This window comes from Muricoccus harenae (genome assembly GCF_009848505.1).
Classification (GTDB): domain Bacteria; phylum Pseudomonadota; class Alphaproteobacteria; order Acetobacterales; family Acetobacteraceae; genus Roseomonas; species Roseomonas harenae.
This window is the reverse complement of the sequence record NZ_WWDL01000024.1, coordinates 12920-28143: the sequence shown is the minus strand read 5'-3', so window position 1 is coordinate 28143 and position 15224 is coordinate 12920. Positions and strand designations below refer to the sequence as shown.

Annotated in this window: 10 protein-coding genes and 1 tRNA gene; 7 read left to right on the top strand and 4 right to left on the bottom strand. The window is 66.8% G+C overall.

The genetic code is table 11. The annotated features are described in order from the left end of the window. Window positions 1–42 precede the first annotated feature (42 nt). Both GSE44_RS16955 and GSE44_RS16950 read right to left on the bottom strand, forming a co-directional pair. Complete coding sequence (locus GSE44_RS16955; protein WP_159350018.1) at window positions 43–936, bottom strand: septal ring lytic transglycosylase RlpA family protein; 894 nt, start codon at window positions 934–936, stop codon at window positions 43–45. Continuing rightward, a complete protein-coding gene (locus tag GSE44_RS16950; protein ID WP_159350017.1) occupies window positions 933–1907 on the bottom strand; it encodes a lytic murein transglycosylase in 975 nt (324 codons plus the stop codon). Before GSE44_RS16950 ends, GSE44_RS16955 begins: the two co-directional genes overlap by 4 nt. 266 nt (window positions 1908–2173) lie before the next feature. Here GSE44_RS16950 and GSE44_RS16945 point away from each other — a divergent pair. Beyond that, window positions 2174–2263: transfer RNA gene (locus GSE44_RS16945), tRNA-Ser, on the top strand. A 454-nt stretch (window positions 2264–2717) separates the two neighbouring features. Here the strand turns inward: GSE44_RS16945 and GSE44_RS16940 are convergent. Further along, window positions 2718–3464 carry a hypothetical protein gene (locus tag GSE44_RS16940; RefSeq protein WP_159350016.1) on the bottom strand — a complete coding sequence of 249 codons (747 nt, stop codon included), beginning with the start codon at window positions 3462–3464 and terminating at the stop codon, window positions 2718–2720. 380 nt (window positions 3465–3844) lie between these two features. Between GSE44_RS16940 and GSE44_RS16935 the strand changes: the two genes are divergently transcribed. The 6 genes from GSE44_RS16935 to GSE44_RS16910 all read left to right on the top strand — a co-directional run bounded on the left by GSE44_RS16935 (window position 3845) and on the right by GSE44_RS16910 (window position 14484). Continuing rightward, window positions 3845–4993: a hypothetical protein gene (locus GSE44_RS16935; RefSeq protein WP_159350015.1), complete on the top strand. Its 1149-nt coding sequence runs from the start codon at window positions 3845–3847 to the stop codon at window positions 4991–4993. A 31-nt stretch (window positions 4994–5024) separates the two neighbouring features. Continuing rightward, on the top strand, window positions 5025–5519 hold the full coding sequence (locus tag GSE44_RS16930) for a hypothetical protein (RefSeq protein WP_159350014.1): 495 nt from the start codon (window positions 5025–5027) through the stop codon (window positions 5517–5519). Then, entirely contained in the window at window positions 5516–7036 is a 1521-nt protein-coding gene (locus GSE44_RS16925; protein ID WP_159350013.1) for an FtsZ/tubulin family protein, read from the top strand. The genes GSE44_RS16930 and GSE44_RS16925 overlap by 4 nt, the downstream gene beginning before the upstream one ends. A gap of 2 nt (window positions 7037–7038) precedes the next feature. Beyond that, the gene (locus GSE44_RS16920) at window positions 7039–10356 is read left to right on the top strand and encodes an acetate and sugar kinases/Hsc70/actin family protein (RefSeq protein WP_159350012.1); all 3318 of its coding nucleotides are present in this window, start codon (window positions 7039–7041) and stop codon (window positions 10354–10356) included. Between the two features lie 729 nt (window positions 10357–11085). Then, the gene (locus GSE44_RS16915) at window positions 11086–13491 is read left to right on the top strand and encodes a hypothetical protein (RefSeq protein WP_159350011.1); all 2406 of its coding nucleotides are present in this window, start codon (window positions 11086–11088) and stop codon (window positions 13489–13491) included. Between the two features lie 3 nt (window positions 13492–13494). Continuing rightward, window positions 13495–14484, top strand: coding sequence for an OmpA/MotB family protein (locus GSE44_RS16910; protein ID WP_159350010.1), 990 nt, complete (start codon window positions 13495–13497; stop codon window positions 14482–14484). 105 nt (window positions 14485–14589) lie between these two features. On the opposite strand, the gene GSE44_RS16905 is transcribed toward GSE44_RS16910, so the two are convergent. Beyond that, a complete protein-coding gene (locus tag GSE44_RS16905; RefSeq protein ID WP_235924901.1) occupies window positions 14590–15045 on the bottom strand; it encodes a thermonuclease family protein in 456 nt (151 codons plus the stop codon). Between the last annotated feature and the right edge of the window lie 179 nt (window positions 15046–15224).

Here is a 15224-nt window from a genome sequence, read left to right as displayed (position 1 = left end):
ATTTCCAGTCGCGCAGGCCCATCCAGGCACAAAGGCGCGACGCTAGTCCACGATGATCCGTGCTTCCGATACGCCCGCTCGCAGGGCGCCGTCGAGCGCCCTATCCGCCTCGGCGGGCAGGCGGAACGGCCCCAGCCTCACCCGGTACTCCGGAAGGCGTGCCGGGCCGAAGGATTCGACCCGGGCGCCGCCCAGCCGCCTGGCCTGGCGTTCCGCCGCGGCCCGGCTGGTGAAGCTGCTGCCCTGCACATACAGCATTCCCGGCATGGCCGGCCCTTGTGTCACCCGCTCCGGCAGCACCAGCGGGGGCGCCGTCCGGCCCGGCCCGGCCGCGGCGGCCTGCACGACGGGGCCCCGCCCCTCGCGGACGCGCTCCGCCTGGCGTGTACCCGCGATCGGGGCGAGCGTCTCCCGCTCCACCGCCACCGTCGGCGCCGCCTCGATGGCCGGGCGGCTTCCCTCCGGCACAGGGAGGGTGGAGGCGAGGCTGCGGGACAGGTTCCCCTCCACCGCCACCCGCACTTGCGTCGGCCGGTTTGCCGCAATGCCGAGCAAATCCGCCGCCCGACGGGACAGTTCGATCACCCGCCCCGGATCGGCCGGCCCGCGGTCATTCACCCGCACCGCCAGGGAGCGCCCGTTCTCGAGATTGGTCACCGTCACCACGGAAGGCAGCTGAAGGGTGCGATGGGCCGCCATCAGGGCGGCGGGATCGTGGATCTCGCCATTTGGCGTCCGGCGGCCGGCATGCGCACCGGCCGCGACCCCGGCCAGCCCCGTCTCAATGAGGGAGAAGTCCTCGCGCGGATAGAACCAGAGATTCCCCAAGCGGTAGGGCTCGCCCACCCTATAGCGTGCCTCGACGGCAGGGGGCGGCTCCGGCTTCCAGCACCCAGCGAGCAGGAGCAGCGCCAGGAGGGCAGCGGGACGGATCACGCCACCCGGTCGGACAGCAGCCCAACCGCCAGCGCGTAGAAGTTCGACGGGTTGTAGCGCCGGATCACGTTGAAGTTCGAATAGACGAGGAAGGCCTGGGTGCTGCCCGAGGACGCCCCGGGCACCAGAACCGCGCCCGTCATGTCGAGAGACGGCACCGCCGTCCCGTCGGCAAAAGTGATCCCCAGCCGGGCCCATTCGCGGAGCGGGCGGACATTGTCGCGCGTGGCCTGGGACGGATCGAAGCCGGACGGGAGGTAAACCTCCCTTCCCCAGCGCTCATCTTCGCGCCAGCCGGAACGGGCAAGGTAATTGGCAATGGAGCCGAGCGCGTCGGCCTTGTCGTCCCAGATGTCCTTGCGCCCGTCGCCATCGGCATCCACCGCCAGGCGCTCAAAGCTGGACGGCATGAACTGCGGATGCCCCATGGCCCCGGCCCAGGAGCCGCGCATCCGTTCGGGCGACACATGGCCGGCATCCAGGATGCGCAGCGCCGCCATCAGCTCGTTGCGGAAGAAGCTTGCGCGCCGACCCTCCCAGGCCAGGGTCGCGAGCGCCTCGATCACGCCGAATCCGCCGGTGTTGGTGCCGTAATTCGTTTCCATCCCCCAAATGGCCACCATGAAGCGGCCAGGCACGCGGAAGCGGCCCTCCAGGGATTGCAGCAGGGCGCGGTTGTCGGCGTAGGCGCGGCGCCCGTTGTCGATGCGGGCCTGGCTGACGATACGGTCTCGGTACTGGTCCCAGGTCAGGGTGGTCTCGGCCTGGCGGCGGTCCAGCTCGATCACCCGGTCGACCGGCCGGACGCCGGCGAAGGCCCGCTGCAGCGTGGCATTGGACACGCCGGCCCGGCGGGCATCGGCCCGCACGCCGTCGATGAATGCATCGAAGCTTCCCTGCTGCGCCAGGCTCGGGCGAGCCAGCAGAAGGGCGGGGATGGAGAGGGCGGACCGTCGGCCGAGGCGGATCATGGGCCGACAGGTGCCACTTCCTGCGCGCGGGGGCAACGGAGCCTTTTCGCGTGTCTCATCGGCAGCTGGCGATATGCTCGACGCCGGGCCGCGTGAGGGCCCGCAGACGGCCATTTGGTCGAGGACAATGTCGCGCCACGGACCGCCCTGACGCCGCGAAGACCGCCCGGCCAAGGTCCTGGCGCGGCTGGAAGTGTACCGGTGCGGCGGACCAGACTGTGACTTGCCAGCTAAAATGTTGATCCTTAGAGGATAACACAGCCACGGGATGGGTGGCCGAGTGGTCTATGGCAGCGGTCTTGAAAACCGCCGTGGGGGTGACCTCACCGTGGGTTCGAATCCCACCCCATCCGCCACTCCTGCCATTTGTCCCAAGTTTTTCAAGAGCTGCAGCTGAGATTCGTAGCGAGTCCACAAATAGGTCCACAAACTCCGAGAAACCAGGGACTTGGAGGAGCGTACCGGTCGACGCGATCGGCGAAGCTGTGCAGCAGGCGACCGGCGAAGCACTGCAGTACCGGTTCCCGCGGCCTCCCCCGCCTTCCGGGCGCGCACAGCTTGATCTCCTCCCTGGAGAATCACCGTTGCATCGCGGGCTAATGCTGTGCTCGCGTGCTGTGCTCGCGCGGTTCTTCAAAGGGAAGATTGAGGCCGAACGACTGTTCGGAGGCGTGGCGAGCTAACTTCCCTTAGCGCCCCCTCTGAACCAAGGACGATGCTGGCGCTGTGCTGCCCAGCGGCGAGCGCGGAATTCTGCAGAAACTTCACGCCCGGGCTACTGCGGCCTCCTATGTGCTTCTCCGCTGACCGTCACGCGCGCCCATTCGCGCTCTTTCGCCAGCCAAGGGCGAGCCCCGCAGCAGCGATCATCGCGAAGAAGAAGCCTCCTGCGCCGCCGGCGAGCGCGAGCAGGCAGACGAAGGTTGCCGTTGCCGCCCAGACAGGAGCGGCACTGGAAGTGGGGTGCTCCCGCCGCAGACGGTGTCCCCCAGCCCTGGCTGCGATGCCGACGGCAACCAGCGAGATTAAACCATTGACCACTGCGTTCAGCGACGAGCTGCCAAGTCCATAGGCGAGCAACCCGGCCAGCAACGCCGCGCCCTGCCATGCAAGCGCCACAAGGAATGCCTTTCTGGAGGAGTGAAGCATACGAGAAGGGGCCCGCAGCTTGGCTGGCGGTGCCTGCACGGGTAGGCGCCAGCGCGAAGTTGCGTCGGGTTCGCGGGCAAGCTGACGCGCTGTCCAAGCAGGGTCGACCTCGGCGGCCAGCGGTGAGGCCACGGGTTGCGGCGTGAGTTCGGGACTCGGCGCTTTGCTGGCAACGCGGCGAGTTCTCTCTTCCGCGGGATGGTTTGCTGACGACGCCCGTAGCGGAACGCCTGTTTCCGCTGCGATGCGGCCGACCAGTGGGTGCGCGGCGGCGGGTAAAAAGGTCGTCTCGCCACTACCGCGGAAGGGTGTGTCGCTCCGGATTGCGGCATCCGCGATAAGACGTTCGAGCGTCCGGAGGCTCCTAACCGTCACCAGCTCGCCGTCTAAATTTTTGAACTCGTACATGCGCCTAAATCCACACTACCTCCCAAATCATGTAACACGTGACGAAATATGAAAACTCCGTCTTGGAGGTGTACCGATTGACAGCTACCGTTATGGTTGTGTCACTCGCTAAACAAGATCCTCCCGCGTGCCCCGGGCGTCGGGCAATAACCCTTGCGGCATCTGGCGCACTGCTGTTGCCGTTCATGCAGCGGCCAGCCGCCGCGTGCCTGCCACTGGGCATTACCATCCCGGCAAGGCAGCCGCGCACCACTGCAGGCCTAGGCACGCGCCCTCGAGCCGCTACCGTCCTGATCGACGCCTCGGCCAGTATGGCGGGTTACGTCGCGACACCCAGGTCGGCGGTTCCTGCGGGCGCGCGCGCCCGCCGGGCGGCTGAGGTGCCCGAGCCTCGCACTTTCCGCGACCTCGTCCTGAGCCTCCCGCAGATCGTGTCGCACGTCGCTGATAGTGTCACGACGTTCGCCTTCGGCCGGACAATCAGGCCTGTGCCGCTCGCTGAGTTGCCGCGCGCGAGCCGGCCCGACTTCTTTCGGGATGCAGAAAGCCGCATTGGCGACGCCCTCAATCGCATGGAGACGATGCCTGCCGACGAGCTCGGCCTGCTCGTCACAGACCTTTTCCTCACCGGTGACGAGATATTCGGTGGGGCATCCGCGATCCGTGCGCCGCTTGGACGGATCCTCAGCGACGGCCGCAGCGTCGGTCTTATGGGCATTCGATCAGGCTTCTCAGGGACAATATTCGACATCCCTGGCGTCCGAACGTATGACGGCGCATCCGAGCGCCCGTTCTACGTCGTAGCGACGGGCTCGCTTCCTGCGGTTACAAGGTTGCTGCACCGCATAGAGGTGGAAATCCTTGCCTCGCTTCCCCCTACGCCGGACGGGGCGCCCCGCTCGCAAGTAACTATCTTCTCGCGCAGGCCGCTAGAGGAAGCCCCCATCGCGGTTGACCTGACTCCGGTGGCGCCCGCCTTGACGGCCTCGTCGCTGGCGCCCGCACTTGGGCCCGATGTACGCCAGATCGCATTCCCGAACGCCGGCGGTCTAGCCTCGGCCCGGATACCGCTCCAGGAACGCGCGGCAGCTCCCATCCTCCTCCCCGACATCTTCCAGGTCGAGGAGGCGGTTTGGGCAGAGTCGGCACCGCGCGCGGCTTGTGCGGACCGATGGCTGAGGATCCGGAGCCTTCCTGGGCCGCTCGCGTCCGTTTCGTTGCGGGACGGTGCACCGGTGCTGACGGTCGGCGGTTCTGCGCTGTCGCGCGTGCCGCCAGGCGTGCCGTTCCTGGTCCAAGCGAGGGTGACCGCCAGCGGCCTGTCCGAGGCGCCCGCCGCAACTGCGTGGACTCGAGCTTGGAACCTCGAAGCCCGCGACGCAGAGGCTTTCACGGCGACTCGGCCGAGCTTGTTCCGCACCCTGCATTTGCGGGAGGTGGCAACCATGCTGGAGACGCTCGTGCGTGAAGAACTCCAACCCCAACCGATCGCGGAGGCGCTCCTGGCCTTCCAGATCCCAAGACGCTGAGGTGCGCATGCGTCACTGGCTCAGACCTTTCATGCTCGGGACGATCGTGGGCCTCGCTCTCATCGCCATGGCTTGGTTTCTTCCTGCTTTCCTGCCTTCCTCCATCGCAGAGGGAATGCTTCAGCCTGCCTACAGGATGGAGGAACTAGTCGCGCGCTTCGTGCCGGAGGTGACCGCCGGAATGCAGCGCGCTTTCTCCCTTGCCGCTGCGGCCGTCTTTTTCGCCTTCGTCGTTCTCTCGCTCATGAACCTCGTCGCACGTCCGATCGGGCCGGGGCTGGCTGGCAGCGGCTGGCGGCGTGGCGTTTGGGTTCTGCTGCTGCTGGTCGTCGTTATCGGCGCGCTAGGGGCGACCTACTTGTTCCTCAGCTTCTGGCTTACGACCGTTGACGAGGCAGCTGCGACCCAGTGCGCCCTCTATGTCTGCCTTGCTGCCGCGCTCGCGTACTGGCTTCTTTCCTTCGTCGGAACGGAGCGGATGATGCGCCCGGCCGTGCCCTTCGCAAGCCGTCTGAACTCCCTATGAGCGCGAACTTCCTCCTTGGCATCGGAGGCACCGGCGCAAAATGCGTCGAAGCATTCGTCCGCCTTGCTTTCTGCGGCCTTGGGCCCGACTCCACCTGGATCGGCTTGCTCGACCAGGATCGCTCCAACGGCAATGCTGCACGCGCGATACGCGTCCTCGCGGAGGCGAGCAATCTCCGCACCGCCTTTCGCGCAGCGGGCGCGAATGACCTTGGGCCGTGTCCGCTCCTGCGCACTGCCATCGAAAGGCCCAAGGCTGGCTGGGCCTGGGCGCCAGACGAGAGGTCGTCCGTGAGCCTTGCAACCTCCATCGGGTTCGGCGGTCTGCCGGCTAGCGAGGCGGCGCTTGCCGAAATCCTATTCTCAAGCGATGAGCGGCGGCTGCAACTTGACGAAGGCTTCCGGCAGCGGCCCGCCCTCGGGGCTGCGTTGACACTCCAGGGCGTTACACCAAGCTCCGACGTTTGGCATGACCTCTTAGGCGCGCTGCAAGCCGCTGGACAGGGCGAGGAGGTACGCATCCTCCTCGTGGCCTCTGTATTCGGTGGTACCGGGGCCGCAGGCTTTCCAACCGTCGCTCGCCTTCTCCGGAAGGCAATCGAGGAGCGTGGGCTAGGCGAGCGCGTGAAGCTCGGCGGCGTGCTCATGCTCCCGTATTTCGCCTTCCCAGCGCCACCGCCCGGGTCAGGTCCAGCGATCCGCCCAGACTCCTCAGCATTCCTCATGCAAGCCCGCGGGGCCCTCGAGCACTATGCAGGCCTGTTCCGAGAGGAGACAGTGTTTGACAATCTATACCTACTCGGCAGCGACCCCCTCGTCCCGCTAGGAACCTATTCAGACGGCGGTTCGCTGCAGGCGAACCCCCCTCTCCTGCCCGAACTCGTTGCTGCCCTCGCCGCTCTAGATTTTCTAGCGGCTCGCAGCGATCCAGCGAGGGGAGTGCTTGCCACCCGCACAGGCGGAGGTGACGTAGTCGGCTGGGATGACCTGCCCGACGTCGGTACGCGGGGCAAGGTGCGCGAGTACGTCGCGGCGGCGGTCCGGACCGCAGTAGCTTGGCGAGAGCAGTACGTCCCGGCGCTGACCGGTGACGCCTGGAGGCGGCACGACCGCGAGGCGTGGTTCCAGGCTCACCTCGCGCCCGCAGTCGGCAACTCGGTGGCCGCTGAAGCATCTCAGCGGGCGATATCGAAGCTCACCGAAGCATCCGACGACTTTTTGCGGTGGTTCGTCGCTCTAAACCGCGGAAGCGCTGGGGCGGGCCAGCGCCTCGCACTCGTTGCCGACGACCTCCTCGCCCGCGCCTGGGACTCCGCCGACGTCGCGCGGATGCAGCTCTCTGCGGCTGTGGGAGAAGCCGGGTTCCGGCACCTCGTCCCGCCCGTCGCGGGGCCGGGCCTTTCTGACGTCTTCTCTGCCTTGACGTACGACGCCCCTATCGCCGGTGCCGCCGGGCCAGCCCGCCTCGTCGCGGCGCTGCATGCGGCGTGCCTCGGCCACCAGCGCGAAGGAGCCTGAACGTGACGGTGAAGTCTCCCTTGCTGCCTCCTCTACGCGCCGACCACCGCGTGCCCCCGATCCCGGCGGCGGGAGTGTGGCACTCCCTCGGCTCCGCCGACCAGCTGACTGCGATTGCGCGCGGCCTTAAAACGACGGAGAGCCTAGCGGCGGGGAATGAGATCGTCTCCGTTCCGGACGTCTGGGCGGCGGTTACGGTGTTCCACGACGCGTTAACTGGTGAGCAGCACCCATTTCACTCGCGAGCCGTAGAAGAATGGCGCGGGCTTCTTGCGACTTTCGCGCTCGCCTCAGCCTATGTGCCCGGCCTCACCTCCACGGAGATGAGGCTGTCGGACCTTGCGGTTGGCCCCTGGGCGGACATCGTGCGGCGCCTTCCGCCACGAGCTGCATTGCTGCAAGGGGGAACGATCGACGAGGTAGCGATTGTACGGGTCGACGGCCGCGTAATCGCCCTCGCCCAGCCGCTGACCCTACTTTCTCCAAGTCGCTCGCTCGGGGACCCCGGAGAACGGCCGCCGGTTCCCTGGGTAGTTGATGGGCGTTTCCGCGACCCGCTCAAGATCGCCTCCCTTGGGACTAGCGACCGGTGGGTTCTGGCGCGCTTCCTGTCCAGGGTTGACGAGGCAATGAGGCCCCTAGCGACCTCGCCAGATGTCGCCGCTCTCCTCGGACTCATCCGAGCATATATGGCGGACGCGAAACCTAGCGGAACGGAACCCGCGTTTGAGGAAGAGCCCGCCGTCACGCGCCTCCCGTCCCTGCCCGTGTTCCGCGCAATGAACAGACGAGAGCACGTCGCGCTGACCGGAAAGGCCGCGTCCGACTGCCTCCTCCGGCTGCGCGAGGGTCTCGGGTCGCACCTCAACGGGGTCGTCCTAGTGGACGACGAGATGGACCGGCTTCTCGGCGTATCGGCTGGGAACTTGCGCGTCTGGGGCACGGTCTCCCTCGCGATGTTGAGGGCAAATCCTGCGCTCCTAGACGGCATCAGGTCGGACGCGCAGTCCAAAGGATACCTGATCGTCAGCACAGGCGAGCTATTCCTGCCGCGGCTCCACCGCGTGGACGGCATCGGTGGAGAGCGCGGATTTGACCAGCACCCAGCAGGAGCCCGGGAGCACCTCCTCCCGCTTTCCCCGTTCCTGCTTGCGCTTTTGGACGGTCCGGCTCTAGGGCGTGCATGTCGCCTTATCGCCGGCGGCGAGGGAACGACGCTGCATCTTGCCCTGACGCTCGAGTCCGGCGGAACGGTGACACTCTCGCGCCTCTACCCGGACGAGGAGTCTTTGGAACCCCCGCTTGTGCTTTCGGTGTGGCCGAACTTCCGCGCTTCCTGGTGGCGTCTCCACCTCGGCTTCACGAGCGCTTCAGTGTCTATTCAGTTCACGCCGACGGGCCTTCTGTCGAAGGATGGGATTCGCCGGCGCTTTGAGGCGAACGATGGCTTCAGCGCAGTGGCGGCTGCGCGCGCGCTGCTCGCCGGCGACGTTACAGCGGCGGGCGAGACCACTTGGCTTCGCGACGATCGCTCGGAGGCGCAGGGCATCCACCAGCTGCCGGGTCCCGCGGAAGCCGCGGTCCTGGAATACCGCCGATCCGACGAGCGCCAAGTGGCGGGTCTCCTCCTGCTGCCCTTGCCAGAGCCTGCTCCGTCCGCAGCGAGCGGCCGCGCGACGGTCGGCATCGATTTCGGCACGACAAACACCTCGGTTTACCTGCAGCTTCCTGGGGGTGAGACTGCACCGCTCCGCATTGCGGCGAGGCACGTCGCAGCCTACAGCGATGCAGACCAGGGGCGCGATCTGCTTGACCGTGAGTTCCTGCCGGCGACCGACGTTGGCATTCCGTTCCAGACGATCCTCCGCGTGAGGCGCGGCTTGGGCAGAGTCGACGGGGAGCGGATCTTCCGAGACGCGCTTATCTACTTCGCACAGCGCCGCCAGTCGGCCATCGCGCACTTCGGCGGTACCGCCGAAGGGCTCGACTTCAACCTCAAGTGGTCGAGGGAAGTCGATGCGCCGAAGCGCATTGAGCTATTTCTCACGGAGGTAGCGCTGCTCGCTCTTGCCGAGGCTGGCGCGCGCGGTGTGCAGCCGGGCGCAGTCGCCTTTCGATTCTCATTCCCCGAGGCGTTCCGCCCGTGGCAACTCACCGGCTTCCAGCAGGCGGCCCGGAACGCCGTCCGCCTCGCGGTGGAAACAGTCACGGGTGAGCGCACCAGAACGGACCCGCCCGTCGAGTTCCGGACCGAGTCGGTGAGCACCGCCTTGTACTTTATCCATCGTCGGAACGTGCCTCCGCCGGAGGGCTTGGTCAGCTTCGATATCGGAGGTGGGACGACCGACGTTGCCGTTGTCCAGCAGCGCACGTTGGGTGCTGAGCCGCTTGCGTGGCGGGGCTCCTTCGAACTCGCGGGACGCGCGTTGCTTATCGATCACCTGCGCAAGCATCCCGCCATCCTTCGGAAGCTTGCGGGCTATCAACCCGAGCTTAAGGCACTCGTCGACACGCTTGGAGAGAAGCTCACGCTCGACGATATGAAGGGCATTCTCGCCACCGAGCTCGTCGTGAATAGCGAGCCCTTCGCCACAGCGCTGGATCGGTACCTCCCCGTTCTCGCTGGGTCACCGGAAGCAGAGCGTCTGAAGGCCGTCGCGCTAACAGGGCTCGCGGGACTCCTCGATTACACTGGACGGGTGGTACGTTCACTTGTCGAGGCGGGCCGTATTGAGGCGCGCAGAGGCACGAACGTCTCCCTTTGCCTGGGCGGCCGCGCCTCCCTTCTATTCCGCGCGCTGCTTCGGTCACCCGAGGAGACAGATAGGGTCCTTCGCTTTTTCACCGACGCGACAGGGGAGGCTATGCCACGGGCCAACCTCGTCTTCTCGACTGAGCCTAAGGAAGAGGTTGCATATGGCCTAGTACGCGACGACGCGTCTCTCCTCGGCCGTGTGGCAGCCGACCCGCTCCTCGGGGAGGCCGTGGTATCGGGGGCAAACCCGATTAGGCCCTCGGCGAGAGTCGCGGATCTTGCGGTTAGCGAGCCCTGCCGGATCGAGGATGCGCCTGAATTCCGCAGGTTCCTGAACAAACTCCCCTCCCTGGGAATTCGGGCTCTCACGCCAGAGCCCGTCATCGGTAACCTCATCGGCGAAGCTAACGCCGAGATCCAACGCGCCCAGACAGCGGCGCTTGCCGATGTGACAGCCGAAGGGCCTGTCGAAGACACGTCCCCTATCGAACCACCCTTTGTCGTGCTGCTTCGCCGCTTCGTGCGGAGGCTTGCGGTGGACGAAATGCCTCTGAGGCTACCGTGAACTGGATACAGATTGCGGTCCTCGGGGCCAGCCTTGTCGCCGCAACAACGCTGGCAGTAGCTATATGGGTTGTCGCTCGGGCGTCGGTAAGACGGAACGACCAGCTCGTACGTCAGACGGCTACCGAACTACAGCGCGTCGAGCGACGGCTAAAGGCGCTTGAGGCGGCGGCCTTCAACTCAGCGACAACCCCGAAAGCCTCCGATTTGGAGGCTTGTCAGCGTTCCGCGACTGCGCGCCCCGACAGACCTGTTGCTCAAAAATCGGCGTGTCTCCCCGAACGCGAAATGCTCCAACAGTCGGCAGCACCCTTGCCTGCGCGGCCTACCTGGGAGAGCTTCTGCGACGATGCTGGCCGCGCGCTTGAGTCGGCATCAGCCTTCGTGTCATTCGCGGAGCGGTACCGCATTGGGCGCGGTTACGCCCTAGATGCTGGTGGCACGGCTCCCACACCGGTAAGCGGTTCGGCTGACCGAGCTGACATCTATGTCCTCGTAGTCGGCGACGCGCGGGCGGTGTTCCCGGCCTTCAACCTCCGCCGAGGACAAGGCCTTCTGACGAGCGACGCCGGGCGGGCAGCCGAGGCTCGCCTAGGATGGCTGTTTGACATCGTGCCAGGACCGGACCTGCGGGCGATCCAGCCTGCTATTATCGAGCAGGAAGGCTGGGCCGTTCGGCGCAAGGGCCGCCTGAGCCTCCCGCTGTGACAAGCGGCCCGGAACGCAACCCATGACTGACATAAATCTCACCTCCGGCGGCATCTGGTTAGCTGCAAACGATCTCTACTCGTCCCCTTTCACCGTTGGCGTCGTTTTCCTCGTCCTCGCCGCATGGACATTCAGGGCCGCGCGCCCGGTCGCCGTGGCCGGGCGCACCGTACGCAAGGCACTTGATGGAATGCGCGAGGCACTTGTTCGGGCTGGGGAGGCTGAAGAGGTTGCCGATGACTATCCTACCCTCAACGAACGCTTCCGCACCGCCTCAGCAGTCGGTGACGCATGGGCCGCAATGGACCGCAGCCTACTTCGTCCTGGGCTGTCCGGTGGCGCCTACCGCCAGACAATTCCGGCGACAGAGTTCTTCGGGCTTCAACTGCTCGGCGCCGCAGGCGCCGACCTGCGCGCCGCGCGGGCGCATTCGAATACCCTCGTCGGGGTAGGTCTGCTCCTTACGTTTTTCGGCCTCGTCCTCGCTCTAAAGGCCGTTGGTGGAACACTCGGCGCCTCGGATCTCGGCCAAGTACAAGACGGCCTTGGCAGACTGCTCGGCACAGCGGCCACAAAGTTTGCTTTCTCGGTGGCAGCCCTGTTTCTCTCCCTTACGTTTGCGAGTTGGCTCCGGCGTGAGACCCTTAGGGCGGAGCGGGCCATCGCAGCGTTTCTTGCCGTGCTCGACCGACGGCTGCCGCCCCTTACACCTCAGGAGGTCGCTTCCGAGACACAGGCGCTGCTCCGCGGCGATTCCGGCACGCGTCGTCATGAGACGGACCACCTGGCGGCTGCGGTCGCTGCAAAGTTCGACGAGGCTCTGTCGCGGCGGCTGAGCGACGCAGTACAGCCGCTTACCGTTGCAATCACACGCATGACTGGTTCGGTCTCGGAGGGCAATCGCCGTGCCCTGGAACAGATGGCGGATCGCTTCCACGAGCGACTGGAGTCCGCGGCGGGCACGCAGATTCGGGAGGCGACCATCGCGATGGAGCGGGTTGGCGGCCACGTGCGCGCCCTTGCCGAGACGCTCGCCACGGTGCGCGAGGGGCTCGCTGGAGCGGGCGCAGACGCCGCACGTGATTTGGCGCAAGCGGCGTCGGACGCAGCCCGGCAAATTGCTGACGCGGCGGAGGTCGCGCGCACGGCGCTCACCGCAGCCGGACCCGAGTGGGAGCGGTCCTCCGCCCGGGCCGGGACGCTCTTCCGTGATGGGCTGCTGGAAAGCACGAGTGCCCTGCGGGCCAATCTTGAACTGGGTGGGGAGCGCCTGAGTGAGGTGATCCAACGCGCCGGCCTGCGCTTCGAAGAGGGGGCCCGGAAGGCCGAGGTACAGCTCGTACGCGCTGCCACGGATGCCGGGCACGAGATCCGTGAAGCGGGCGTCGCCGCCGGCGTGGCGGGGACGACCCTCCGCGACGGACTGCTGGAAGGCACGAGTGCTCTGCGGTCGAGCGTCGAACTCGGCGCGGAGGGTTTCAGCAAGGTGCTCGAACGCGCTAGCGGGCGCCTTGAAGAGGGGGGCCGGAAGGTCGAGGAGCAGCTCGTACGCGCTGCCACGGATGCCGGGCGCGAGATCCGTGAAGCGGGCGTCGCCGCCGGCGTGGCGGGGACGACCCTCCGCGACGGACTGCTGGAAGGCACGAGTGCTCTGCGGTCGAGCGTCGAACTCGGCGCGGAGGGTTTCAGCAAGGTGCTCGAACGCGCTAGCGGGCGCCTTGAAGAGGGGGGCCGGAAGGTCGAGGAGCAGCTCGTACGCGCTGCCACGGATGCCGGGCGCGAGATCCGTGAAGCGGGCATCGCCGCCGGCGTGGCGGGGACGACCCTCCGCGACGGACTGCTGGAAGGCACGAGTGCTCTGCGGTCAAGCGTCGAACTCGGCGCGGAGGGTTTCAGCAAGGTGCTCGAACGCGCTAGCGGGCGCCTTGAAGAGGGGGGCCGGAAGGTCGAGGAGCAGCTCGTACGCGCTGCCACGGATGCCGGGCGCGAGATCCGTGAAGCGGGCGTCGCCGTCGGAACGGCCGGAACGGCTGCCGGATCGGCGCTGACGACCTCGGGCGCAGCGTCTTCACGACTGCTCGTCGAGGCGGCCGGAGCAGTTTCGGGGGCGGCGGATCTCCTTAAGGCATCGGTGGTTGCCGCTGAGGGGGCGGCCGGTACTCTCGCCGTGTCGCTTCACGACTGGCGCATTGCCACCGGCGACGCGGCGTCCCTCGTCGGGCGCGCGGCCTCCGTTCTAGATGCGGCAGCTGGGAGGATGGCTGACGCGCCCGCCACCTTGGATGTTGTCGAAGAGCTCCGGTCTGTCTCCGAGCGTCTCTCGGCGCTCCGCACGGGAATGGCGGATGATGTGCGGTCCGATGCGATGGGCGCTGCAGTGGGGGGCGATGCGCTGTCGGGCACAAAGCTCCTCGCAGCTGGGGGCTGACGAATGCGGGGTAAGGCTAACATTGAGGAGGAGCCGGAGGGATACCTCGTCTCCGTTTCGGACCTCATGGCTGGATTGCTGTTTGTCTTCATCGTCGCGTTGTTTGCATTTGCCCTGCATCTTGCGACGGCTACGGGCGAGGCGGAGCGCCAGCGGGCCGAGGCGGAAGAGCACCGCGTCGCGCGGGAGGCAGAGCTGGATATGGTGCGGCGTACGGCCGAGGCGCTAGAGGCGCGGCGGGTGCAGGTCGAGGCGGAGCTTGAGGCGATGAGGCGCGCCGCCCAAGTGGAGGTAGCAGCGTTGCGCGCCGAGGTGAGCGAGGGCTTGGGAGTAGAGGTCCGTCGTCTGGATGAGGCACTCGGCAGGGCGCGAGCTCTCCGGACGGCCCTCCTATCCTCCCTGCAGGACGCGCTGGAGCGTCGAGGCGTCCCTGTAACCCTCGACGCCCGCACGGGCGTCCTCCGCCTCTCAGACCGCATCCTGTACGCGTCGGGACGCTCCGATCTCCCAGCCGGCGGTCCGGCGCGCGAGGCGGTCCGTGCGCTTGCCGACGCCCTAGCAACCATCCTCCCGTGCTTCGCAGCCAGCGCCGAGGCGCGTGCGGATTGCGTCGGCGTCGGTGCCCCGGTGATCGACGCAGTCTTCATCGAGGGGCACACTGACCGACGGCGGCTTGGCACGGGGGAGCGCGACGGGAACTACGAGTTGTCAGCTAACCGTGCGCTCAACACCTACGCCGCGCTCCAGGCGGTGCGACCGGAACTCTGGGAACTCAGGAACGCAGCGGGCGTGCCGCTGATGGGTGTCTCGGGTTATGGGCCCGACAGACCGGTACCGGGACGAGTCAGTGACCGGGAGGAGGACCTCGCTGCTAATCGGCGTATCGAAGTGCGCTTCCTCCTCGCGGCACCCGGTGCCCCGGACCTTGACGTCCTCCGCGAGAGGGTAAGGCAGTTCTCCAACGGTTCCTCTGAGGCCGGAGGCGCGCGCTAGACCTCAGCGGGGCCGCACGCCGGTGGCGGCGTGGCAAAATCCACAAATACTCGATTGGCCCACAGGGCACCCGAAACATAAGAGGGAGGCGCCAGCGCTTCTGGACTACCGTCGCTCCCGCCGCCACTCCCAAGGTGGCGTACGCTCGCTTTCCGACAGAGCCCAGACGCCGCGCCGTGCCTGTCGGGCCTCTTCCTCTAGCGCCAGCAGCGACGGGTCTCGGCTGTAACGCCGATAGACCCACGCTGCACCACGGCGGACCATTTCGGCATTCACATCCACCCGGTCCGCGTAAATGCGTCCCACCCTCCGCCCGTAGCGGTCGGTATCAATAATATTGATAAGCACGTCGCGTTGGAAGGCGAGGTCGGACAGCGCCTGCCGGGCACGTGTGCCGTAAGGCTGGCGGCTCTCGGGCGTGTCGATCTCGGCCAGGCGGATCTTGACCTCTTGCCGCTCAGGCGTGAGCAACGTCAGCGTATCGCCATCTGTGATGCCCACGACCCGGCCGCGCAGCTCCTCCGCGAGGGCTGAAGACGTGAGAGCGAAGACGAGCAGCAAGGTACGGAGGAGCATTCAGCAGGTGTAGCGCGCCTGGATGCAGAAAGCGCCGTTGCTGTTCACTATTTGCCGCCTCGTGGCGGTACGCGTGATCTTGACCGAGCCAACGAGGCGATCAGATCATTGCGAAATTCCACGACGTCCACGCCTCGCACCTGCGCCAGCCGCCCGTCGGCATC